This window comes from Pseudomonas sp. GM17, from assembly GCF_000282175.2.
In the GTDB taxonomy this organism is placed as follows: Bacteria; Pseudomonadota; Gammaproteobacteria; order Pseudomonadales; family Pseudomonadaceae; genus Aquipseudomonas; species Aquipseudomonas chlororaphis.
The window spans coordinates 2,982,240-3,002,981 of the sequence record NZ_CP124732.1 but is presented as its reverse complement, the minus strand read 5'-3'; the positions used below and the strand labels follow the sequence as shown (position 1 = coordinate 3,002,981).

Below are 20,742 nucleotides of genomic sequence, written 5' to 3'. Positions count from 1 at the left end.
TGAGTACGCGAATAAGGATCTTCAATATTGCTACTACATAAAATTCTGCATTGGCAAATTAGGCTCAGTCATTATGATGATTTCTTGCCACACTTCTACATTATAAGGAGGGTTAAATGAGCTATCAAAAAGAGGCTTGCCCGATTTGTGGTGAAGGGAGCCTAAGCAACGCAGACTATGTTCGTAAAGTTGAGCACAACGGAACGAGCGGTTTAATCACCACCTACATGTCTGTATGCGACACATGTGGATGCGAACAGTCTTCTCCCACTCAAATTAGAGACAATCGACGCGAGTTTACTGCTTTTCAAAAAAGAGTAGATAACCGCCTGAGTGGAGAAGAGATAAAACGAATAAGATCAAAATTAAAGCTTAAACAAAACGAAGCTTCAAAAATATTTGGCGGAGGAGCCAATTCCTTTGCTAAATACGAGGCTGATGACGTCACCCAATCAGAAGCCATGGACAAGTTGATTAGAATTTGCAGCGAAGTTCCTCAAGCTTATGCTTGGCTAGTTCGCAATAGCAAACCTGTCTCTATAAGAAACTCGCTGCAACTACCTAAATTTGAGATAGGTTTCGCCAAACCGTTACCCCACCCCGAAAATAATTATCCTGTTTTCGTGGAGGACGCTTTCACATCTGCCTGGCGTATGAGTTCCGAAATAATAGAAGTAAGAGAAACCATAGGGTCCAACGTCACCATTGTGCCGGTATTGAACGCCACCAAACCTTTTAAAACTTCAGAATCTTTCAAAGATTTCTATCACGTATCACAAAGCAGTAGTCGCAAGGCATATATGGATGCAGACTACGAAAAATATGCATTCCAAGGAAGCCCCCTATGAAGCCTTCCAAAAAAACATTAAAGGACTCACTTCTATTTAGCGATGCTTACCTTTCAGGGAGCTCTAGCTCCTTGCATAAGGATTTTGATCCAAAATATATCTTAAATTTAGACGATTTATATGTTCAAGCTTTCGTAATCATTGATCGTCATGAAATCGTTGGATTACAAAATAAAGACAACGATCTTGAAACAAAGTTATTTAGATCTCACTTCGAGTTTGGCGCACGGTGGCTAAGCGATGTTGAAGAGGATGAAAATGCAGTTTCTCTTGCCGATTCAGCCAATGAAGAAGACAAGCGTATTGTTCGGGCCACTATTGAAGCCAACTTTATTGTTGAATATGTAATGCTTCAAGATTTTGATGAGAAAACTCTCATAAAGTATGCACATGATGAAATCTCCATAGAAATCTGGCCTTTTTGGCGAGAGTTTTTAACATCTCAAGTTTCACGAATGCACTTGACCGGCGTAAAAATGCCAGTAAGAAAAAAAGTATCTACTTAGATTTGAACTTAAAAACACTTGAAGCCGATTATAGATATCTATCTAATCGGCTTTTTTATTGCGTCCTCACACCCAGCACTAAAGCCACCAGTCTAAAAATAATCTCCCCCCTTTGCACAAACGTTCAAAACACACCTTCGATGATGGATTGGACGTAGTAATCCACCGCAGCCCGGCCCGCCTAGCCCGTCCTACTCCCCCCCTCAACTTATAGCAACTTTTAAGCAAGCTGGAACGCATGCCTGACATGGACACTATTTCTTCTTTTTTGTAGCTTTGGGGAACCACTTATTGCTAAAACGAACACGCTAAATCACACCTCGACAAGGTATTGAGTCAGGAGACTTGGCATCTTGCCATCCTAAGCTATGCTACAAACCGAAAGGGTTAATTAGGTAAAACTTTGTCTGGAGGCTAGGGATGGCGAAAAAAATTGAGAGGCACCTGTTATCTATCTTCACCCTCACGGGATTAGTTCTCGGCCTCTCTGGATGCGAGACTAGAAGCTTCACTAATCTTTATCCGTCCACGTATGAACCCCCTCTATCCAGAGAACAACTTTATATACCCCGATCGTATTCCCGTGATATTTTTCTATCACTCCCCGCTCAATATAAACTAGCAGCATATTCCAAAAAACTTCTTTGCATAAAAGACAGGGAAGGTCAGATCAAGAGCTTTGGGATTGGTGAATCCGAAATAATCCGATATATCCACGGCAACAGATTCATACAAAGAACACAAAGGCTAGAGAGCAGTGGTTATTTCGTCGCACTGAAACTTCCCGCTCACCCTGAGACAAAATGCTATGTCAGAAAAAACGCTCAACTTTTCGATTCTGCATGGTTTACTTCATGGGAAAGATACCTAGCCACCTGGCAATCTAGAGAACTTGAGATTGCGAAACTTAACAATACCAGTGACAGCCTGATTAATGATCTCGGTGATAGTACGGCAACAGCCGCTCTGCTGGATCAAGAAAACTCTCGTATCGATGAGGAAATCAAAAGACAAAATGCGCAAATAGCTCTTCTAATTAAAGAGCAAGAAAGCCTTAAAGCTCGACTCGGGGAAAGCAAGAGTTACTCTCTCATAAGCGCGCCGATAAGCTTCAGCTTGTACTCTGCCTTTGTCAGTTCGGGTACCGAGTTCAATCCGAAACTCCCGTACGACAAAAAAAATGATCCGTGGCTTCCAGAGGCTGAAAAGCACTTAGTAGATATTTCATCAAAGAGTTGGGGTGGCCAGTTACCGAGAGGCAGCTTTCTCGATCCGGAATTGGCCGCGAAGCTCGATCAAATGGCTGCGGCTTGGAAAAACCCTCAATTGGCTGGACCCAACCTCGCCGGCAAAATTCAAAGTCTCAAAGATGCTGGTATGTCTAACATAGTTGCAACCTCAGCAGTCAGAACCCCATGGGGTCAAGCAACAGTAGCTAGCGGGACGAACCCAAAGGGAAGTTATGTAGGATCGTCCCATCTGACTGGCCAAGGTTTAGATATCGTAGTTCCGTTCACCTATACTTCTAGCAACCATGCAAAACTAAGGGAGGTAGCCAACAGCTTTGGCCTTGCTTTGCCGGTTAAGAACGATGCTGTTCATATCACGATGGCAAAACCGACTTCATCTCAAAACTCCCGTGCCATAGCTATTTTTAGTAGCTACTACAAAGTTGCAAAAAACCTAAAAGAGAAGCAACAGACCTTAATAGATGGCAAAAAAGAGGACATCTCAAAATTAACTGAAAAAGCAGAAAAAATTAACAAAGACATCAAGGAAAAGCGGGATTCATTGCGCAATAAGTCCAGTCTATTCGAGCGAAACAGTGCGCAAACTCAAAGCCTTCTAGCGGAGAATCAGCTACTTACCGAGGCAGTTGCGGATAAAGAAGAAAAAGAACGGCAAGAGCAAAACAGTGAACGTGGCCACGATGACGACCATGGCTATAGCGAGGATGACAGATGGGGCCCGGACCAAGATGAATACCCGGACGACGATAGGTCTTCCGGTCAGGACCAAAACCAAGACCAGAATCAAGATCAAGATCCCGGCCAATCCCCCCAAGATGATGATCGAGGATACGACGATGATAGTGATCGCGGAGGTGATGGACTAGACCTGGGACCAATGGGTTAAATTGCGAGGACGGTATCAGGCCCTAAATACAGGCACCTCGACTGCAGTGGTTGAGGTGTTTCCCATTTGAGCTGTGTCCAGTGAGTACCGCTCAACGCACTCTAATTGACAGACAAGATCTGAACCTTACACGTGGATAGGGATTCGAACCCCTTCATCTGTAACATTAGGCCGCTATAGGCCATAAAACATTGGCTAAACGATGGTCCACTATGGCCTGTTGCAGCCTATACCGGCCCCAGTTATGCCCTAAATTTTCCCTAATACTGGATGCACTGGCTACACCCTCAACGCCCGCACATTCGCTTAGCATGCCTGAAGGGAGATCAGTCCCTGGACACCGTCGTCGGTGATTCCGACGATGGATTGAGCAGGTCTTTCTCATGCCTTATATCTGAAGGGTTCCACGACAACCAGAGCCTCGCGAGTACCATTTTTTACCATCTCAACCCAAGCCCACATGACCAACGCATCGCGATGCTTCTTGCGAGAAATCTCATTTTGTAATAGCGTGCTGCCACCATCGGACGGGTTTTATTATGGCTAGTGAACAGAAAATACTTAAACGATTTAACGAATCTCAAAGCGCATTAGTACTGCAACAATCCGACTTATCGCTCCAGTCAATATCCGACATGGTTGATGATGGGGCAATTGATGTAAGTCCAAAATATCAACGCCGCGAACGCTGGAATCACGAAAAGAACTCTAGCCTAATAGAATCCTTTCTACTTAATATCCCCGTACCACCAATCTACTTGGCAGAAGACGAGTATGGTGTTTACTCAGTTATCGACGGAAAGCAACGAGTAACCGCGATAAACAAGTTCTTGCGAGGCGAATTCAAACTTGAAAATCTGGATAAGTTTATCGAGCTTGAAGGATGTGCATTCACCGACCTACCCGACCAACTAGCCAACGCCCTTAAAATAAGACCATACCTGCGAGTTGTAACACTATTAAGGCAGTCAGACCCTGACTTAAAACATGAAGTATTCCTCCGCCTCAACAAGGCTGGAGTAGTACTAAACTCTCAAGAAATTCGCAATGTTGCCTATCGCGGCGAATTAAACAATATGCTTTTCGACATGTCCGAAAAGTCATACCTCCGCGGCCAGCTAAATGCCACGCCTAATTCCACGGTATTTAGAGAGATGACAGACGTCCAATACGTACTGAGATTCTTCACCGTACGTGAGTATTGGCAAAACTTTCCAGGCAATATGGACGTCGCCATGGACAGCTACATGCAGAAAAATCATAAATACTCAAAAAAACAAGTCACCAACCTTCAACGCACTTTTGAGCAAGCGCTGGAATTTTGTGAAACTGTCTGGGCCGGAGACGGATTCAAAAAACCTGGTGGCAACAAAAGAGTTCTGCAAGGTTTTTATGATGTGCAGATGGTATGTTCTAGTCTTCTGTCCACTCAAGAAAGAGATAGTTGCCTTAAGCAGCCAAACCTAGTGAAAGACGCCCTCGTTTCTCTGCTGCAGAACGACCCTGAGTTCGTAGAGTCAGTGAGCCAATTCACATCTAACCCGAGAAGCGTTGATTATCGCATCAAAACGTTCACAGATATTCTCAGGGCAATTTAATGACAGCCAAGGATGAACTGCTCAGTAGACTGGAGTACTTGAGCGCGGCGAAGGATCTCCCAGAAATCATTGATAAAGGTATCGCACGCGACACTCACAACGGAGTAGCCAACCTCTTGAGGAAAGGCTTAGCAATTGTAGTTTTCAATATTCTTGAAGACTACATAAAAAAAAGAACTACTGAAGCGCTCAAACGGATTTCTTCATCCGGTATCGGCTTTGATAAGCTCCCTCCAAAGCTTCAAGACGCGTCAATTCTTGACGCACTAACCTCATTGGCTTTCAAAGCAAAACTAGACAAAAAAGACAACAACAATAACTGGCGTGGCCTAATCCAATCAGAAGCTTTAAAAATCCACTCTACTGGAAATAATGTTTTTGAGCTTTCAGAATTCTCTCTTGCTTCGTCCAGCTCAAACATTAGCCCTGACGATATCACGAACATATTAAATGCCTTCGGAATAACTGGCGGCTGGAACACTCTAAAAAAAATCTCTGATAGTATCGGAGGTGGCCTACCCGACCTAAGCCAATCTTATAAAAATGCTGCAAGCAGGCGACACAGTTGTGCCCACGAAGCAAACTTCAACTACAACTACAGCTGGCTAAGCTCGATCAAAGGCGAGCTGCTGGCCATCGCCGCTTCACTTGACATAGCTCTTGAAGCCAGATGCAGACAAGTCGAAAACAGCCCACACACGATCATGAGCGACCATGCTCTTGATCAGGCTCTAAACTACAGATTTTTGCACAACACAAATAGTCAGTATAAAGAGCTACTCAAATTCAATGGTGCTTCAAGAAAGAACTGGACTGACTTGTCCACTGCTCTTTTACAGATAAGACCGAGACTGGGAGGAAACAATGAATTCCTTGTAGTTCTCGACGAAAAGAAAAGTATATTGGACTGGCACGTAAGTTAAAAAATTACTAAACATCATCAGTGTTGATGTGTTTCCGAAAAGACACGCTCGCGCCATCAGGTTCAGTAGCTTCGTCTACTCAGCGAACACAGGCCTTCCACAGCTGGTCAATCCAAGTCGTGTAAGACCGGCTCATCATTTCCCCGCGCATCCCCCAATCGGGGGTACGTGGGACGCTGGCGGCCCTGACCGTCCCTCTGTCATACCGCCCGCTGGTTTCATCCAACGCCGACATCAAGCGGTCACATGGATGTTGGCGCATCCACCTGGCTCGCCTCTTTACTACTTTGTGACTTCCCGGACGTAGGCCTGGCAGGCCTTCAACGCGATCAGTCCTCGATCACCTTCGTCGGTGATGGCGATAATTCTTCGAGCATGCGCTGGGTCAAGTTGGGCGCGTACGGCTCCATCCACCACGCCTCCGGTGCCGGCGGGCGCTCGCCCCCCACTGTCACCACCCTGGGTGGCAATGGTTCCGGCGTCGAGTAGGACTGACAACCGCAGATCAGCAGTAGCCAACCGGTCGCGCAGGCGAGCCTGAGCTTGTTGAGCATCATTCATTTCCTTCCAGTGAGTTTGGTCCTGCACCTGCAGGCGGTTCTCCAGCGTACGCCGGGCCTTCTGCTGCTCCTCAAGCTGACCGAGCGCCGCCACCGCGGCGCCCTCCCGCTCTCGACTGTGCGCCAGATCTTTTGCCGCAAGCTGTTGCTCATACCCTGCCGCTTGCTTTTCCAGCTCATCGGCCTGCCACAACCACGCGAGGCGCGCACCAATCGCAGCGCCGAACACCAGGGCCAGCACGCCCCACCTCCAGCCCAGGGACATCACATCAGCACCTGCTCAGCACGCCTGTAGATCGCCAGACGATCATCCAGCCCGTTGAGTCCGCCGTTGATCCGTCGGGTAATGGCCTCGAACGCCGACGGCCCCTTGTCGGCCAGCGAGTTGAGGCCGGCCAAGTGCCAGAACCAGCCGGCCGAGTCAGCAGCATGCTCCGGGCGCTCGAGGAGCTCCGGATGGTTGAGCAGATCAAGGCCTAGCGCTTCGCCGCAACGCTGGTAGTTGGCACGACCAGTCACTTGGATCAGGCCACGGCCGCGGTACTTTTGGCCGTCGCCGTCGGCTTCGGGCGTGTTGCCCAGCCGCGCGGCGAGCTTGCCGGTGTCGTACTTGGCCAGGTACTGATCGCCGCCCAGCTCACGGACATAGCGCAGCTGGCCAGACTCATGGCCGACATGGGCCAGGAACGCACGCTTGCGCAGCGGGGTGACGATGCCCCACTTCACCATCGACGCGTTCAGTACAGGAAGAAAAACGCCGGCTTGGGTGCCGGCGTTGGGGAGGATCTGCTGCAGCTGCTTGAGGGTGACAGTCATCTTGAATCTCCAATAATGGCCACTCAGGCCGGTTTCACATCAACCACCTTCAGTGGCGTGTCGGATTTCTTTTTCTTGCCCTTGGCCTTTGCCTTGCCCTTCTTGCCGCCGTTGCACTCCAGCGCTGTTGACCAGCCAGAGGCGTCGACCGTCTGCTCGACGCTGTCGACCAGGTACTGGCCATCCAGCCCCACCTTGAAACCCTGAGCGTTGATCAAGCGCTCGGCGAACAGATCGGTGCGCCCGGGCATCTGCAAGCGCACGCTGGCAGTGGTGCGGTTGAACGCAGCGAGCTTCGCCTTGGCCGCCTGTTCGGCTGCGGACTTGTTCGGGTAGATGTGTCGATCGGTGTGCACACCCGGCAGCCCCGAGGGGGCGTCGTCATTACCCAGCTCGACTACCACCAACTTCCCGGTCTTTTTGTCCTGGTGCTGGGTCTTCACGGCCTTCTGTGCGCTGCGGTCCCCGAGACGGAACTGCCACCGGCTCACGTCCGCAGGCGTGATAGTGACCACGCCAAAGGCCTTGCCGCTGGCCCCCTGGCTGGCTTCACGGGGCAGGACCAGCAGCTTGCCGTCCGCGACTTTTGCGGTGCAGTCGTATTGCCTGGCCAGGCGGGTGATGAAGTTGAAGTCCGACTCGTTACGCTGGTCGACGCGGTCGACCTTGGTCTGCACGGGGCAGGCCGGTGCCCAGCCATTGCGAGCCGCAATGTCGCGGACGATCTGCGACAGCGGCACGCCCTCCCAGTTACCGCTGCGCGTGGTCTTGCCGCTGCCACGCATGTCGCTGGCCTTGCCCCGGATGACCATCGTGCGTGGCGGCGCGGAGACTTCGATTTCATCGACGGTGTACCGCCCGAGGCGGGCCAGCGCCTGCCCCGCATAGCCCAGGTAGACCTCGATCCGCGCCCCTCGGGCGGGTAAGGCAACCGCTGCATCACGGTCATCGATCCGCAGCTCGAACTCGTCGGAGTCCATCCCAGGCTTGTCGGTCGTTCTCAGCAGCAACAACCGGTCATTGATCAGCGCCGTGATGTCCGCGCCATCAGCGACGATGCGAAAGGTAGGTTGCATATGCACTCCAGAATGAAAGAGCCCCGCACTGGGCGGGGCTCGTTAAGGGCTGGGGGTTACCCCCACAGCTCGATGGTTTCGATCGATGGTGCAGCAAGGTCGGGCAGCACGATCACCACCCCGGTGCGGTAGGGCTGCGGTTCATCAGCCAAGCCCGGGTTCTCCTGCAGCACCAACTCGACCGTGCCATTAAGGTGCCCGTAGTGCTGGTAGCACAGGGTGTCGAGCAGATCCCCCTCAGACGTTCTGCATGTCGTTGCCATACTTCACGAACTCCAGTGAGAAACCCTGCTTGCGTGGGATGCCGCCAGCCAACAGCGCGCCCTGTTCTTCATCGATGCTCAGCAGACACCAGGTGCCGAGCACGTCGCCATAACCCGTAACCAGGCTGACGGGCTGCAGCCGGCGGACGATGGCGCGAAGGGTGTCCAACTGCTTGATTCCCCCTTTAAAGCCGGGATAGATCACACCCTTCAACGTGATCTTGTCCTCGCCCTGCCCCACCGCCTGCTGTGCGATATCCCGCGTCAGGCGCTCCTGGCCAGCCCAGCGCGCTGCCGTCTGCCGCCGCAGCTCGTCGAACGCGGCGGTGTCCAGGTTGAAGTAATACGGCTGCTGTTTGGCATCAAGCGGCTGCAGGATCAGCAGATGCGGGAAGGGTTTGATCGCCTCGGCCGCCGGCGTCGCCAGCGAGGCAAGCGCGCTGGTTGGTAGGATGTTGGCCAACGACGGGCTAACCTGGCCGGCTATCCGATTGATTGCCGCCGATGCCTTCCCGGCCTGCTCTTTCAGCGAGCCGAGTCGGTCTTGTACCGCCGCGGCGCCACTGACCACCTGGCTGTAGGTGGAAGCCACCCGCCCCACGGTGGATTGGGCTGCGCTGATTGCCCGCATTGTGCGCTGCAGTTTCTGGCCAAGGGCCGGGCCAATGATCGGCAAGCCCTCCAGCTCGGCAGCAGCCCCCGTCATGTCGCTGACAGCACCGGTCAACGGCCCGAGCATGCCGTCAAGGCTGGTACGGCCAGCCTCCCCCGCGGCAATCAACGAAGACAGCGTCGACTGCATAGACTCCATGTAGGCCATGGCACCTCCTTAAACATGGGGTTCGTCGAACAGTTGCCCAGCAGCCTGCCGAGCAAGGTTTTCCCGCGACCAGGTATCCCAGCTATTGCGGATGAACCCTTCGAGCGAGCGGAACAACTGTTGCGGATCCTTGGCATCGCCTTGAACGGTGATCGGCATATTCGGCATGTAGGAGAACTGCTGGTCGACCTTGGGCGGATCGGACTTGGGCTTGGCCTGCTCGAGCGCCTGGGCGACCACCGGAGCTGTCGGTTCCGGCGCTGCGGCTGCAATCGAGCGAGCCACGTCCCCAGGTGCCGCGCCCCCTTTCTCCTTGTCCACCTTGGCCAACTGCTCGTCCTCGCCGAACAGCTTCTTACCGAGCCAACCACCTATGCCCTCCCCGCCCATACCGCCGAAGGCTGCACCAATGGCACCCCCGATGGCGGTACCAATGATCGGCACGACCGAGCCAATCGCCGCCCCTACAGCACCACCCGCCAGGGCACCGGCCAAACCGCCCGCCGCGGTGCCATAGCCTTCGGCTTTCTCGTCCTGGGTTTTCGCGTTGAGGGCCGTGTCGACCAGGGTCATGCCGGCATCGAGCACTTTCCCGCCCGGCAGTTTGCCAACGAACTTGGAAGCCTTGCCGACGGTACCCAGCACCCGCCCCATCCGCCCGACCTGAGTCGCATCCGCAACCGCGCTCGCGGCCACCAATCCGGTCGAAGCACCTCCACGCACCACCCGCCCGACTGAACTTGCACCAGGGGACCTGCGCGTCACCGAACCACCACGCCCCCTTCGCTGCCTGCGGCGGCGCCGGCCACCTGGTTCTGCAGAACCTACCGAAGAACCCAACCCGCCGAGATCCCTGGCATTGACGACGAAGACTCGCTGCGGCTCATTGCCAAGCACGCCACCAGCATCGTTTGCAGCAGCTCCACCAAACACTTTGCCAAGCACGCCAAGGCCGGCATCCACCGCCTTGTTGCCGGTCTGAGGAACGCCGCCACCGCCAGCAGCACCGCGTCCCAAACGATGGCCACGCGCAACATTCCAAACGCCGCGCCCGATCTTCGCTGTGCTGTACAGAGTGAGCAGCGCACCGATACCAGCAGTGATGCCGGCAATACCCATCACTACGCCCGGCGCCTTGTCCGACAGCTCCGTCAGTTTGCGTGCCACAAAGTTGATGCCCTGCCCGACTTTGTCCGTCACCGGCCGGATGGCGTCGCCGACACTGCGCATGCTGTCATCGACCGACTGCAGCGTCTCCTTCCAGATCTGCGACGACGTCTCGCGCCGCTCGGCCAGGTTCTTATCCAGAATCCCGGTGGCATTGGTCGAGTCGTTCTTCAGTTGGGTGTACAAGCCCCTGTTCTGCGCATAGGCCGTGAGCGCCGCCTTGACCTGCATGTCCGCGAACAAGTCCCCGGTACGCAGGGACTTCTCCAACGCATCCAGGGCAGCCCTGGCCTTCTCCGGGTCAGCTTCCTTGCTGATACCGGCCTGGGCATCCTTGATCTTTTTCGCCTTGGCCGGGTCCGTGGCCTCGACATACTTCAGGGCCAGGGCCATCGACGATTCGATCGTCGACATGCCCTTCTGGATGCCGGTGTTCAGCGAGGCTTGGTAGTCGATGCCAGCTTTCTTGTAGGCATCGACTACCTCACCAGAGCCAATCTTCTCGATCCAGTTCTTGAAGTTGTTCGCCGCTTCATCCGAGCTGCCGGCAGTTTTCATCTGCACTTGCAGCATCGCCCCCAGAGACGTCACTGCCTCTAGCCCCGTGCTGCCGCTCTTCTCCATGCCGGCCAACAGCTGCGGGAACCAGCGGGCCATGTCACTGGCCTCAAAACTGCCCGCCTGGCCTTGGTACGCGATGGCCTCGAGCGCCTGCTGCATGACCTTGGGGTCGGTGATCTTGGCGTTCTGCTGCAGCGCCATGATCATCGATGCCGTATCGACGCCACTGGCACCCTGCCCGACCGCGAACTTGGCGGCGGTAGGGGCATAGGCCAGCGCCTTGTCCAGTTCCATACCGGCACCGACGAGCTGGTTGACCAGGTCGGCAACGTCGTTGCGCGACATGCCCGTGTCCTTGGCCGTATCGATGACCGTCCTGGTCAGCTGGGCCTCCTCGGGTTTGTTGGCCACGTCGGCCTTGATCGCAATGTCACGGATCACGGCCTGGTAATCCGCGCTGATCTTCGTCGGGACTGCGGCCATGCCTACGCCGACAACCGCGGCGCCGATGTTCGACTTCAGCGAAGACTTGCCCGCATCGATCTGCTGCCGTCCCTTCTGCTGCAGATCTGCTGCCTTCGCTTCGCGCCCAAGGCGCTGGTACTCCCGAGCAAGGCGCCCGACCTCGACGCCCTGTTTCTTCAGGACATCGAGATTGCCTTCCAAGCGACGCAGCAGACCGGATGCTGCTGACGACCCACTGTCATGGGCCTTCTTCCATTCGTCCCTGAGCTTGATCGTTTCGCCGATGGTGTTCTTCAACACCTTGGCCCGACTGCCCTTGTTCTCGAGCTTCTTGATATGTCCCTGGGCAGTGCCGAATGCCGCACCGAGCGATGCTGCAACGGCGCCGCCGATTTCCAGCGCTATCGCCAGCTTTGCCATGCGCTACCCTCCTGCAGGCTCAATCCGTGAGCCACCAGACGATGTCCATCCAGGACATCACCGAGATCTCCGCTGCCGAAAAACCCAGCTCTGCAGCCAGCCGTTTGGCCAGCTGCTTCTGGGTCTGCGGGTCAAAGCTCGTCGTCTTGCACCAGGCGAAAATAGCCGGCCTGTAGACGGGTGTAGTCCTTCAGTGCCAGCCCTTCGAGATCCTTCACGCTGACTTCAGCCAGCGAGGCGAACAGATTCAGCTCACGCTGCTCATCATCGCCGTCGGCGGTGACCTGGGCGGCGCGAATATCTCGAACAGTCGGTGCCCGCAGGGTCAGCGTGTCGACCGTGACGCCGTTGCACTCAGTTGGCTTGCTCAGTTTGACGGTGACGCGGTCGACGTCGACCTGCAGGAATGCGGGGATTTTCTTGGTCATGGAAGTGTTGTCCTTGTCTGTGAAGTTACAGGCCCAGGGCCCGGCGTTGCTCGGCGAGCTGGTCGACACCGTTGATGACCCGTTTCATGCCCAGAGCATCGATCTCGTAGACCACGCGTCCGTCGACCTCGAGCTTGTAGTAGGTCACTGCGACGTTGTGCTTGATCTCGGCTTTGTCACCTGGCTTCCAGTCGCCCATGTCGACCTCTTTCAACGCACCGCGCAGGGTGACGATGACCGCGGTGACCTTGCCCTTGAGGCCCTTGTAGGCCCCGCGGAAAGTGCCGTTGAAGGCGGTGCCGTCAGCCAGGCCGAAGAACTTCAGCGACTCACGGCGTACACCGAGGGTGGTGAAGCCGGCCTCCTGCTTTTCCATGCCCTGGTCCTGCTCCACCGGCAGGTCCATGCCACCGCCTCGATGCTCTTCCATCTTCAGGGTGAGCTTGGGCAAAGTCAGGCTGGGTACGTCACCCTGAAAGCTGACGCCATCGACGAACAGGTTCAGGTTGGCCAAGGTTTCGGGAATCATTGCCATCGGGTTCGCTCCTTATGCGGCGTTGTTGTCGAGGACTTCTCGCAGCCACTGCTTAGTGACCTCGACGCGGAAGTTGGGGTTTTCGGCAGGCGGGACGTCGGTGAAACGGATGTTCCAGTACACCTTGCCTTGCTCCAGCTGGCTCTCGGTGTTCAACTCTGGGTCGGCGTACACCTCAAAGTTGATGATCGCGCCCTGAGCTTTCAGGTCGCGCATGAACGCCCGCAACCCCTCGGTCACATCGTTGACGTAGGTGGCCGTGATCGATCGGTCGACAGCCCATTTGTGGCCGTACAGGATCGCGTCCATCACGATATCCATGGTCCGCACGCGGGTGACGAAGGCCCATTTCGGATCGCTCGATAGCGTGCGGTTGCCCCACAGGCGGAAACCGTCATCACGGATAATCGTGGCGATATTCGCGTTGTTGAGCAGGTTGGCCCGGCAGGTCTCGTCACCGTCCAAAAATTCAATAGGCCGCGTCGTGCCTGTGATGCCGACAAACTCCTTGTTCGAAGGCGAAGCCCAGAAGCCGTATTCGCTGTCGGTCCAGGCAAACAAGCCAGCCGTCCAGGCAGAGCCCGGTGCATCTACCGTGGCAGCCACTGTCGTGGCCCAATGCTGCACGCCTGGATCAACCATGTACGCCCGCTTGGCGCCGAAGTTCTCGGCGTAGGCCATCACCGCCTCATCGGTGGTGTTCGGACCATCGAGGATGGCGAGCCCTCGCAGCTTATCGGCCAGCGCGACCAGCGCGGTACCGACAGCCAGGGTCGCGCTGTGCTTGGGAGTCACCAACAGCCGCGGCTGAGCGTTGAACCGACTCTTGCCGTCCAGCAGCGCTTGCAGGCCGGTGCGCTTACCGTTGGTTTGTACGCCACCGATGATGGCCGAGGTCTGTTCCGCAGGATCATCCAACTTGGCCACACCGCAGGCCACGATCACCGCCTTGGCTCGGATATAGATAGCTTGGCAGGCTTTGGTCATCGCCGAGTCAGGCCCGAAGGCTGCCACTGCTTCACGCTCATTGGTGATCAACACCAGGTCATTGGGCTGCGCACTGTAGGCCGGAGCCGGCACGAAGGTGTCAACCAGGCCAATGATCGATGACGACGGCAGCGCGATGGTGCGCGCTCCGGTGTCGACGTTCGTTACGGTAACGCCGTGAAAGAAGCCACTCATTAGAGTCTCCAGATACGAAAAAGCCCCGCATGAGCGAGGCTTTGGTGGGTGATGATTTCAAAGGGCGGAAATGAAAACGCCCCGTCAGTGCGGGGCGTTTATTCGAGTTCGGCAGCCAGCCAAGGCGGAGCAACTGGCCGATGCTCGGCCAGCGGAAATTCGCCATTGTCGGGCCAGTTTCGGAGGCTACGACGGTAGGCCTGAAGCTCGCTGTACTGGGCGGGAGTCAACGTGGTTTCCGAGCCATCCTCCAGCTCGTCGCGATGACGCGAAACAACTCCATCCGTCTCTGTAAGCTGATCGTCACGCCACTCGCGCTCTGCACGAGCGTAAGACTCAGGGGAGCGTGGCGGTGGATCAATCAGCACCGGATGGCCCTCCGCATTTGCAACAAGAAGCTTATTAGCTTGGCCATCCAACAAAGACTTATATTCATCATCTGATATTTCCACCGCATCAGGAGGAGTACCATCAGCAGAATGATAAAACCCGCCGGTCATTGCAGAATAAAAAACCATATCACCTCACCCCCTTAGTATCCGACCGCCATATATCTGATTGATTGCACATTACTGTCTGAAGTTTCAGCCGTAAATCGTGTATTTGAATGATTTCGAGTGATTACGGACAAGCTCGCTTTATGACCATAGTGGGTCCCTACAACGGATACACACACATTCGGGAATGCAATAGGGAACGTTATGTAAGTATCAACGCCAGCACTTGAACCGTCGTTGCCGTCATTAGCCATTGCCAATCCACTACCGAATTGCTGGATCAGACCACCCGGCAGCCTTTGCCAAGTGTTGCCCCCAAGAAGGCCACTCATTTGGTTGATACGAAACGTATATGAGCCGCTAAGAATCCACGCAACACCGCTCCATGTTGCAAAAACATCTTCCCCACCTTGTAGGCTGAAAGACGAAACCAAGCCGCCGGCCTGGGCATCAATTTTTGCTACGCCATCATCCGAAGATATTGTCGTAAGAACACTAGGACCGGCATAAGATCGAATAAACCGAACTGTAGCGCCGGGAGGCAGAGACGCGGTGGGTGGCAGCTTTGCTGTTTGAGTGGCATTGCCATTGAATGAAATCATCGAGCCAACATCTAATGCAGTTAGCACCAGTTGCGCCGCGCCATTGTAGTGGCGTGTTCGTGGACCAAATTGCAGGCCCATGCCACTTGCATACTCCGTTGTAGCTAACAACGGGCTACTGTCGAACTGCGCCGGCGTATTGGCTGTCGGACTGACCAGAGCCGGCGCGTTAATCGGCGCAAAACCCTGTGTGACATTCTGAAAACTCAGGGCGGTGGTGCCCAGGACAATTGCCCCGTCTGTGACCAACTGCCAGCGTGTGTCTGCCAGGGTGGCGCCCTGCTCAACGGCCACCAGCATCGCCGAAGTGACCTCTGCATTCGAGTCTGCATCTGCTGTGCGCGCCCATGCCCCGGCCGCGGCGACGTACAAGCCGTTGTCCTTCGCTGCGGCTTGGTTTTTCACAAGCACTCGATCACCTGCTACCAGCGCGATCCCATCGACAGTTTGCAGACCCGCCAGTGCGATGTTGGCCGTGGTCGCGGCGCGTACAGATTGCTTGCTGTCGAGCTTGTTGATTTCTTCCAGCACCTTGGCATCGACGTAGGCCCGGCTCGCCAATACGACACTGGGGTCGATTTTCAGCTCAATGTTTGCCGTGTTGCTGACAATCAGGTTCATCCTGATGACTTGGGTTTTGTTCGACCCTTGGCTCAGCAACGGCTTGTAGGTAGGCGGGCATTTTCCGACAGCGACGAGATCGCCGGCAGCGTCATAGAGGCCAGTCTCGCGAATCCACCAGGGACCGGCATCATCCGGGATGATCTGTTCGGCAATGATGACGTTCGCGTTGTTCGGATCGATCATCACTTGGTTCAACGGCGCTCGGCGGCGCTCGTTGATCAGTTGGGTTTGCTGCTCGGTGGGAGTGGGGTCCGCGCCGTTGGCATCGCCAACCCCCATCTGGGCAAAGGTCCAGGGAATGCCAAGCGCGGTCGCGTTGGCCTGCTTGGCTTTACCTACGGCGGTGAGGATGCAATAGAACTGGGTGTTTTGGTCTGTCATGAGTAGATGTCCATGGTTTCGATGTGTTGTTCGCGGCCGCCCTGATAGATGTAACCGCTAATCTCGATGTCGTTCTGCATGGGCGGGTAGATGTCGATTACCTCACCTTCGCTCAGGCAAACGCCGATATGGACTTCACCAGCGACCTCCAGGCTGATAGCCAACCCGGTCAGATGCCGAGTAAGGGGCTTGGCATCATCGATAAGCCGGGTCAATTCCTCGTACATCTCTTCGGTAATACCGGTTTCCAGTATTCCGACCTTGAGCGCGAAAGTGCCGGGCATACCTTCGGGCACGGTCTGCCACCATTCGACCACTTCGATCAGGTAGCCCAGCGGTTCAACGACACGACGCAGCGCGCCAATGGTTCCTTTGTGTGCATGGATGTAGAACGACGACGCGATGGCAGAACGCTTCACCGCCTCGGACCAGCTGTCATCCCAGCGATCCACCGACCACGCCCAGGCCAGCTGATATAGCAAGTGCGCCGGGCAGGTGGCAGGGTTGTACAGCGTCCGAAGCGGGATCTCGGTTACTTCTTCCGTGGCGACTTCAACGCCCCGCTCCAGCAGGGTGCTGTTCAACGGCAGCAGGCTTTTCATGTCAGCTACCCCGCGTCACGCTGACACTCTCACACCAGGCCGCCTGGGCCTTGGTGGGACGGATATCAGACCACCCCACCAGTTCCACCCGGCTGACCCCTGCAATGTGCAACTGCGCATCCACCCCTGACCGCGCTACCTCCAAGCCCAAGCGGCGCCTGGGGTTCACCCAGGCCTCGATGCGCTGCCTGCATTCGGCGAGGATGGCTTCGTTCTCTGGCCCTGTGCCCGACAGGTAAACGAGAGCCTCGACCCGATAAGTCAGGATCTGTGCAGATTGAACGGTGAGCCGATCGGCAACAGGTCGCACATCGTCGTCACTTAGATGTAAGCGCACAGTCTCCAACAACTCAGGCGGAGCCAACCCTGTGCCCTCCAAGTCCAGCACTGTCACGACCACTTCGGCGGGGGCCGGGCTTTCTGCCGTGGCATCCGCAACGCGTCCCGAAGCATTGCGCGCATGCAGGATGTAGCTGTTTCGCGGGCCGGCGGTGGTCAGGCCCTCATACACCAGTTGCACGCGCTCACGCAGAGCATCGTCGGCCTCAAGCACCCGCTCCACCGGGGGTACCGCGTTCAAGTCCTCAGCCTGCACCACCAGCCGCTGCAGGCTCACGTTCCCGGCCAACTGGTCGAGATCGGCCTTCGTTGCATAGGCCAGTAGCAGAGACTTCGCAGAATCATTGACCCGCGCACGGTTCTGCATCCGGCGGAACGCGCCCAGTTCGAGGAGCTTGGTGATCGGGTCACTCTCGAGCACCGCATCCCACTTGTCGCCCATGTACTCGCGAAAGCGCTGCAGCTCCTCGCCGTAAATCTCCTCGAAATCCAGGCTCTCCAACACCTGCGGCGCTGGGAGCTGCGATAGTTCCACTGCGCTCATACACTCACCTCCATCACTGCGCTGTCACCCTGGTACTCGCCGGTCAGTTGCAAGCTGATCTGTCCATCGACAACGGCCACAACGCGCACACGCTCCAGCCGTAGCCGTGGCTCCCACCGGCCCAGAGCACGGGCGACCTCGGCCTGAACCGCACTCTTCCAGCCCTCATTCACCGGCAAGTCCACGTAGCGGCGTAACTGGCATCCATACTCCGGACGCATCCGCCGGCTGCCGACGGTGGTACCGAGAATGTCCTCGATGGACTGCCGCAGGTGCGCCAGACCGGAGACCGGCTGCCCCGTCCGACGATCCATGCCGATCACGGTCAGGCCTCCTTGAAGTCGGGCCTGTTGCGCATGTAGGCCAAGCCAGGGGCATCATCCCCCGCGAGGGTGACTTGGCCCCTGACAACCTCGAGCACCAGCCAATCGGGCAGGACCAGCGTGCGGCGGCTGTACTCCTGGTCGATGAAGGTGACTGCCTTGCTGGGTTGCGGTAAGGACTCGACGACCTCACCGGTTTCTTTCTGTGTCTTGGCCATGGAACCTCCAGGCATAAAAAAGCCCGCGCTGGGCGGGCTCTGGTCAGTGTTTGTGATTTGCCGTGTTGCCGGCGGTGTCGATGATCCGGCCACCTCCGTTAATGTCACCCGTCACCGTGAGCGGACCGTTGATCGTCACTTGGCCGGTCAACGTAATCGTCTCGGCCTGCGCGCTGATGCTGCTGGACTTCGCCGTTATGGCCTCGTCCGTCAGAACCGCCTGCGAGGCGCCCACCTGAACGGTCACGGTGCCGCTGGGTAACTGAATGGTGTAGCTCTTGGCCTGCCAGTCGTAGATCAGCGAGCCGCCATCGTCGAAGCGCCAGGTCTCGACGTGGTCGCGGTTGTCCGGCTGGGCACCGGCGTTGCCGTACAGACCCGGCACAAAGGTGCCCTGGGCGGGCTCGCCGCTCGGGCTGATCAGGGCCCCCTGCTCATTCAGGCTTGGTGCCCGCCAGTGACGTGCCTTACCCGCCGCCTGGCTGTGCCAACGCACCCAGGCGCTGGTCCAGCCGCTGCCGTCCGAGACCCGGACCATGGCGGCGGCGAGGTCGACCGCGACCACCCGACAAGGGATCACCAGGCTGGCCAACATGCGGTCGTGCATTGCCGATACATAGCTCACTCCATGGCCTCCGTTGGCAGGTAATTGCCCTCACTGCCTGGGCCGGTGTCGGGAACAAAACCCCAAACAATCGAACCTGGCGGCTGATTGGGCCAGGGCCACTCTTCCGTACCGAGGTAGATGACCTGGGTCCACTCGACCACCCATGCGGCCAGCCCGTCCAGCTCTGGCCTGCTCCAGTCGGGTTCAGCCCGCACCAGCTGAGCTGGCTCAACCTCGATGCCCCAGGTTTGCATACGCAGCAGCACCGCCAGCTGAGCAGCGATAAACGCCGCGACGTGTAGATGATCGTCATGCTCGGCACCGACGATAGCCCGTGCCTCGAAACGCGCCTCGATCGCTACCTCGCCCGTGCCTGGGTCATAGTCAGCGGGCTCGAACCCGGACAGCTCCAGAACAATCCCAGGGACGGCGATGGCTTGAAGCATCCCTGGCATCGTGCCCACGTAGTGCAGGCCAGGAATGGCCTGAGCTATGGCCTCCTCCATCGCGGCGTACACCCTCGCCAGAGGGATCGGATCATCAGCCATTACCAGTTCTCCGTAAGAGTTTGTGCATTTCGAAGTTCAGCTCCTGCTCCATCACCACCAGCAACCGCTGGTGAGCCTTGTTCGTCCATGACTCGAAGTGAGGCCTCACCGCCTCGAGTGAGATCTTCGCCTTGGCCAAGGGAAAGCGACTGTCGTTCTCGGCGATCCAGCCCGAGCTGGCCCCACCCGCTTTCGAAACCTCGCTCTCGGGATAGTCGCTCGCTCTGAAGTGCTTGCTAGCCGTGCGGATCCAGATGTCTGGATTGCCGCCGTACACCTGCCGATAGAACGCGCCCTGGTATCGACGCCCCGCCACCGAGACACCTGCGCGGGTCTGCCTGGCCCGGCCAGCACGGCTGGCCTCGATCGGATTGAGGCCAAACCACAGCTTGCCCTGCCCGTTGCTGCCCACCGTGTAGGCCCGCAGGCGCTGCCGCACCGCCGCGATGGCAATGCGCTCCTGCTGGCCTACCGAACGCGCGACATGGGTCCGCAGCCAGCGCAAGGTCTTGTTGATGGCCCGCCGCTGGGCTGCGTTGATCGCCTTGGGCACCAGCCCGGCAAACTGCTCGAACCCCTTCACCTGTCGAGGGTTCGCCTGCAGTGTGATCAGGCCGGTGTCGGAGGACTGCTTGTGATAGCTGCCGACATTCATCGAACCTCCCGTAAAGCGAAATTGATCCAACCCGTACCGTCCGGGTCACGCTTGGCGATGACGTACCGTCCACCGCCATCCGCAGGGGCAAGATCGCAGACCAGGTGCAGGCCTTCCTTGATGCCCGCGGCGTCACCCACACGCACAGAGAAGACAGGTTGACGGAGGCCGGTGTTGATCGTGCCGACCTTTGGCTGTTGCCACGGCACAGACATGAACCCCTTCACCGGCTCGTCGAAACCTTCGATTTCGACCTCATCACCCAGCTCTTCCAGTAGCGCAGCATCCATGCCCGCCACCTGATCGCGGAAGCCCACGTCAGTCACCGCCTTCCTGGCCATCTTTCGGCAGCTGGCCGCGGCGAGCGATCTTGCCTTCGGCCACCAGCAGCTCGGCGACTTCCTTGCTGGGCGGGTCGTAGACCTCACCCTGGCGGATCACCTTGGCGCCGTCCTGAAGACAACCGTCTACCACCACGTATTCCGTTTTCACTGCCAT

General features: G+C 56.5%; 25 protein-coding genes and 1 pseudogene. 5 read left to right on the top strand and 21 right to left on the bottom strand.

Features of this window, described 5'->3' with window-relative positions:
* Positions 1-116 precede the first annotated feature (116 nt).
* From PMI20_RS13680 to PMI20_RS13660, 5 genes are all read left to right on the top strand, one after another.
* A complete protein-coding gene (locus PMI20_RS13680; RefSeq protein ID WP_007921672.1) occupies positions 117-848 on the top strand; it encodes a type II toxin-antitoxin system MqsA family antitoxin in 732 nt (243 codons plus the stop codon).
* A complete protein-coding gene (locus PMI20_RS13675; protein ID WP_157173132.1) occupies positions 845-1,354 on the top strand; it encodes a hypothetical protein in 510 nt (169 codons plus the stop codon). The genes PMI20_RS13680 and PMI20_RS13675 overlap by 4 nt, the downstream gene beginning before the upstream one ends.
* Before the next feature lie 420 nt (positions 1,355-1,774).
* Complete coding sequence (locus PMI20_RS13670) at positions 1,775-3,490, top strand: hypothetical protein (RefSeq protein WP_007921667.1); 1,716 nt, start codon at positions 1,775-1,777, stop codon at positions 3,488-3,490.
* Positions 3,491-4,029: 539 nt separating this feature from the next.
* Positions 4,030-5,088 (top strand): DUF262 domain-containing protein, encoded by a 1,059-nt coding sequence (locus tag PMI20_RS13665; protein WP_007921666.1) that lies wholly within the window; start codon positions 4,030-4,032, stop codon positions 5,086-5,088.
* Complete coding sequence (locus tag PMI20_RS13660) at positions 5,088-6,011, top strand: HEPN domain-containing protein (protein WP_007921665.1); 924 nt, start codon at positions 5,088-5,090, stop codon at positions 6,009-6,011. The genes PMI20_RS13665 and PMI20_RS13660 overlap by 1 nt, the downstream gene beginning before the upstream one ends.
* A 79-nt stretch (positions 6,012-6,090) precedes the next feature.
* On the opposite strand, the pseudogene PMI20_RS13655 reads toward PMI20_RS13660, so the two are convergent.
* The 21 genes and pseudogenes from PMI20_RS13655 to PMI20_RS13555 form a co-directional block, all read right to left on the bottom strand.
* Positions 6,091-6,258: pseudogene (locus PMI20_RS13655) on the bottom strand (DUF4113 domain-containing protein); the annotation flags it as partial.
* 35 nt (positions 6,259-6,293) lie between these two features.
* Entirely contained in the window at positions 6,294-6,836 is a 543-nt protein-coding gene (locus tag PMI20_RS13650) for a lysis system spanin subunit (protein ID WP_037033818.1), read from the bottom strand.
* Positions 6,836-7,387, bottom strand: coding sequence for a glycoside hydrolase family 19 protein (locus PMI20_RS13645; protein ID WP_284173047.1), 552 nt, complete (start codon positions 7,385-7,387; stop codon positions 6,836-6,838). The genes PMI20_RS13650 and PMI20_RS13645 overlap by 1 nt, the downstream gene beginning before the upstream one ends.
* A 23-nt stretch (positions 7,388-7,410) precedes the next feature.
* Positions 7,411-8,463 carry a phage late control D family protein gene (locus PMI20_RS13640; RefSeq protein ID WP_284173045.1) on the bottom strand — a complete coding sequence of 351 codons (1,053 nt, stop codon included), beginning with the start codon at positions 8,461-8,463 and terminating at the stop codon, positions 7,411-7,413.
* 56 nt (positions 8,464-8,519) lie between these two features.
* Positions 8,520-8,726: a tail protein X gene (locus PMI20_RS13635; protein WP_007923313.1), complete on the bottom strand. Its 207-nt coding sequence runs from the start codon at positions 8,724-8,726 to the stop codon at positions 8,520-8,522.
* Positions 8,701-9,546 (bottom strand): phage tail protein, encoded by an 846-nt coding sequence (locus PMI20_RS13630; protein ID WP_007928031.1) that lies wholly within the window; start codon positions 9,544-9,546, stop codon positions 8,701-8,703. The genes PMI20_RS13635 and PMI20_RS13630 overlap by 26 nt, the downstream gene beginning before the upstream one ends.
* 9 nt (positions 9,547-9,555) lie before the next feature.
* Positions 9,556-12,159 carry a phage tail tape measure protein gene (locus tag PMI20_RS13625; protein ID WP_007928030.1) on the bottom strand — a complete coding sequence of 868 codons (2,604 nt, stop codon included), beginning with the start codon at positions 12,157-12,159 and terminating at the stop codon, positions 9,556-9,558.
* A 131-nt stretch (positions 12,160-12,290) separates the two neighbouring features.
* On the bottom strand, positions 12,291-12,587 hold the full coding sequence (locus PMI20_RS13620; RefSeq protein ID WP_007928028.1) for a phage tail assembly protein: 297 nt from the start codon (positions 12,585-12,587) through the stop codon (positions 12,291-12,293).
* Positions 12,588-12,612: 25 nt separating this feature from the next.
* Positions 12,613-13,122, bottom strand: a complete 510-nt coding sequence (locus PMI20_RS13615; RefSeq protein ID WP_007928026.1) for a phage major tail tube protein — start codon at positions 13,120-13,122, stop codon at positions 12,613-12,615.
* Positions 13,123-13,134: 12 nt separating this feature from the next.
* Positions 13,135-14,304 (bottom strand): phage tail sheath subtilisin-like domain-containing protein, encoded by a 1,170-nt coding sequence (locus tag PMI20_RS13610; RefSeq protein WP_007928024.1) that lies wholly within the window; start codon positions 14,302-14,304, stop codon positions 13,135-13,137.
* A gap of 98 nt (positions 14,305-14,402) precedes the next feature.
* Positions 14,403-14,822 (bottom strand): phage tail assembly chaperone, encoded by a 420-nt coding sequence (locus PMI20_RS13605; protein ID WP_284173040.1) that lies wholly within the window; start codon positions 14,820-14,822, stop codon positions 14,403-14,405.
* Between the two features lie 14 nt (positions 14,823-14,836).
* Positions 14,837-16,408 (bottom strand): phage tail protein, encoded by a 1,572-nt coding sequence (locus tag PMI20_RS13600; protein WP_284173038.1) that lies wholly within the window; start codon positions 16,406-16,408, stop codon positions 14,837-14,839.
* Positions 16,405-17,010 carry a phage tail protein I gene (locus PMI20_RS13595; RefSeq protein ID WP_007927020.1) on the bottom strand — a complete coding sequence of 202 codons (606 nt, stop codon included), beginning with the start codon at positions 17,008-17,010 and terminating at the stop codon, positions 16,405-16,407. The genes PMI20_RS13600 and PMI20_RS13595 overlap by 4 nt, the downstream gene beginning before the upstream one ends.
* Before the next feature lies 1 nt (position 17,011).
* The gene (locus tag PMI20_RS13590; RefSeq protein ID WP_007927019.1) at positions 17,012-17,893 is read right to left on the bottom strand and encodes a baseplate assembly protein; all 882 of its coding nucleotides are present in this window, start codon (positions 17,891-17,893) and stop codon (positions 17,012-17,014) included.
* On the bottom strand, positions 17,890-18,216 hold the full coding sequence (locus PMI20_RS13585) for a GPW/gp25 family protein (protein ID WP_007927018.1): 327 nt from the start codon (positions 18,214-18,216) through the stop codon (positions 17,890-17,892). Before PMI20_RS13585 ends, PMI20_RS13590 begins: the two co-directional genes overlap by 4 nt.
* 2 nt (positions 18,217-18,218) lie before the next feature.
* Positions 18,219-18,434 carry a hypothetical protein gene (locus PMI20_RS13580; RefSeq protein ID WP_007927017.1) on the bottom strand — a complete coding sequence of 72 codons (216 nt, stop codon included), beginning with the start codon at positions 18,432-18,434 and terminating at the stop codon, positions 18,219-18,221.
* Between the two features lie 43 nt (positions 18,435-18,477).
* A complete protein-coding gene (locus PMI20_RS13575; RefSeq protein WP_007927016.1) occupies positions 18,478-19,059 on the bottom strand; it encodes a phage baseplate assembly protein V in 582 nt (193 codons plus the stop codon).
* A complete protein-coding gene (locus PMI20_RS13570; protein WP_007927013.1) occupies positions 19,056-19,589 on the bottom strand; it encodes a hypothetical protein in 534 nt (177 codons plus the stop codon). Before PMI20_RS13570 ends, PMI20_RS13575 begins: the two co-directional genes overlap by 4 nt.
* Positions 19,582-20,244 carry a hypothetical protein gene (locus PMI20_RS13565; RefSeq protein ID WP_007927011.1) on the bottom strand — a complete coding sequence of 221 codons (663 nt, stop codon included), beginning with the start codon at positions 20,242-20,244 and terminating at the stop codon, positions 19,582-19,584. The genes PMI20_RS13570 and PMI20_RS13565 overlap by 8 nt, the downstream gene beginning before the upstream one ends.
* Entirely contained in the window at positions 20,241-20,570 is a 330-nt protein-coding gene (locus tag PMI20_RS13560) for a head-tail joining protein (protein WP_007927010.1), read from the bottom strand. Before PMI20_RS13560 ends, PMI20_RS13565 begins: the two co-directional genes overlap by 4 nt.
* Positions 20,563-20,742 carry a hypothetical protein gene (locus PMI20_RS13555; protein ID WP_007927009.1) on the bottom strand — a complete coding sequence of 60 codons (180 nt, stop codon included), beginning with the start codon at positions 20,740-20,742 and terminating at the stop codon, positions 20,563-20,565. The genes PMI20_RS13560 and PMI20_RS13555 overlap by 8 nt, the downstream gene beginning before the upstream one ends.

What these genes read in the sequence shown, in the direction of transcription:
- PMI20_RS13615 (WP_007928026.1), bottom strand. Translation starts at nt 13,122, where the DNA reads ATGGCAATGATTCCCGAAACCTTGGCCAACCTGAACCTGTTCGTCGAT.
- PMI20_RS13620 (WP_007928028.1), bottom strand. Translation starts at nt 12,587, where the DNA reads ATGACCAAGAAAATCCCCGCATTCCTGCAGGTCGACGTCGACCGCGTC.
- PMI20_RS13595 (WP_007927020.1), bottom strand. Translation starts at nt 17,010, where the DNA reads ATGAAAAGCCTGCTGCCGTTGAACAGCACCCTGCTGGAGCGGGGCGTT.
- PMI20_RS13645 (WP_284173047.1), bottom strand. Translation starts at nt 7,387, where the DNA reads ATGACTGTCACCCTCAAGCAGCTGCAGCAGATCCTCCCCAACGCCGGC.
- PMI20_RS13670 (WP_007921667.1), top strand. Translation starts at nt 1,775, where the DNA reads ATGGCGAAAAAAATTGAGAGGCACCTGTTATCTATCTTCACCCTCACG.
- PMI20_RS13570 (WP_007927013.1), bottom strand. Translation starts at nt 19,589, where the DNA reads ATGGCTGATGATCCGATCCCTCTGGCGAGGGTGTACGCCGCGATGGAG.
- PMI20_RS13610 (WP_007928024.1), bottom strand. Translation starts at nt 14,304, where the DNA reads ATGAGTGGCTTCTTTCACGGCGTTACCGTAACGAACGTCGACACCGGA.
- PMI20_RS13635 (WP_007923313.1), bottom strand. Translation starts at nt 8,726, where the DNA reads ATGGCAACGACATGCAGAACGTCTGAGGGGGATCTGCTCGACACCCTG.
- PMI20_RS13600 (WP_284173038.1), bottom strand. Translation starts at nt 16,408, where the DNA reads ATGACAGACCAAAACACCCAGTTCTATTGCATCCTCACCGCCGTAGGT.
- PMI20_RS13680 (WP_007921672.1), top strand. Translation starts at nt 117, where the DNA reads ATGAGCTATCAAAAAGAGGCTTGCCCGATTTGTGGTGAAGGGAGCCTA.
- PMI20_RS13625 (WP_007928030.1), bottom strand. Translation starts at nt 12,159, where the DNA reads ATGGCAAAGCTGGCGATAGCGCTGGAAATCGGCGGCGCCGTTGCAGCA.
- PMI20_RS13605 (WP_284173040.1), bottom strand. Translation starts at nt 14,822, where the DNA reads ATGGTTTTTTATTCTGCAATGACCGGCGGGTTTTATCATTCTGCTGAT.
- PMI20_RS13580 (WP_007927017.1), bottom strand. Translation starts at nt 18,434, where the DNA reads ATGGCCAAGACACAGAAAGAAACCGGTGAGGTCGTCGAGTCCTTACCG.
- PMI20_RS13590 (WP_007927019.1), bottom strand. Translation starts at nt 17,893, where the DNA reads ATGAGCGCAGTGGAACTATCGCAGCTCCCAGCGCCGCAGGTGTTGGAG.
- PMI20_RS13675 (WP_157173132.1), top strand. Translation starts at nt 845, where the DNA reads ATGAAGCCTTCCAAAAAAACATTAAAGGACTCACTTCTATTTAGCGAT.
- PMI20_RS13565 (WP_007927011.1), bottom strand. Translation starts at nt 20,244, where the DNA reads ATGAATGTCGGCAGCTATCACAAGCAGTCCTCCGACACCGGCCTGATC.
- PMI20_RS13660 (WP_007921665.1), top strand. Translation starts at nt 5,088, where the DNA reads ATGACAGCCAAGGATGAACTGCTCAGTAGACTGGAGTACTTGAGCGCG.
- PMI20_RS13555 (WP_007927009.1), bottom strand. Translation starts at nt 20,742, where the DNA reads ATGGCAGTGAAAACGGAATACGTGGTGGTAGACGGTTGTCTTCAGGAC.
- PMI20_RS13640 (WP_284173045.1), bottom strand. Translation starts at nt 8,463, where the DNA reads ATGCAACCTACCTTTCGCATCGTCGCTGATGGCGCGGACATCACGGCG.
- PMI20_RS13650 (WP_037033818.1), bottom strand. Translation starts at nt 6,836, where the DNA reads ATGTCCCTGGGCTGGAGGTGGGGCGTGCTGGCCCTGGTGTTCGGCGCT.
- PMI20_RS13665 (WP_007921666.1), top strand. Translation starts at nt 4,030, where the DNA reads ATGGCTAGTGAACAGAAAATACTTAAACGATTTAACGAATCTCAAAGC.
- PMI20_RS13630 (WP_007928031.1), bottom strand. Translation starts at nt 9,546, where the DNA reads ATGGCCTACATGGAGTCTATGCAGTCGACGCTGTCTTCGTTGATTGCC.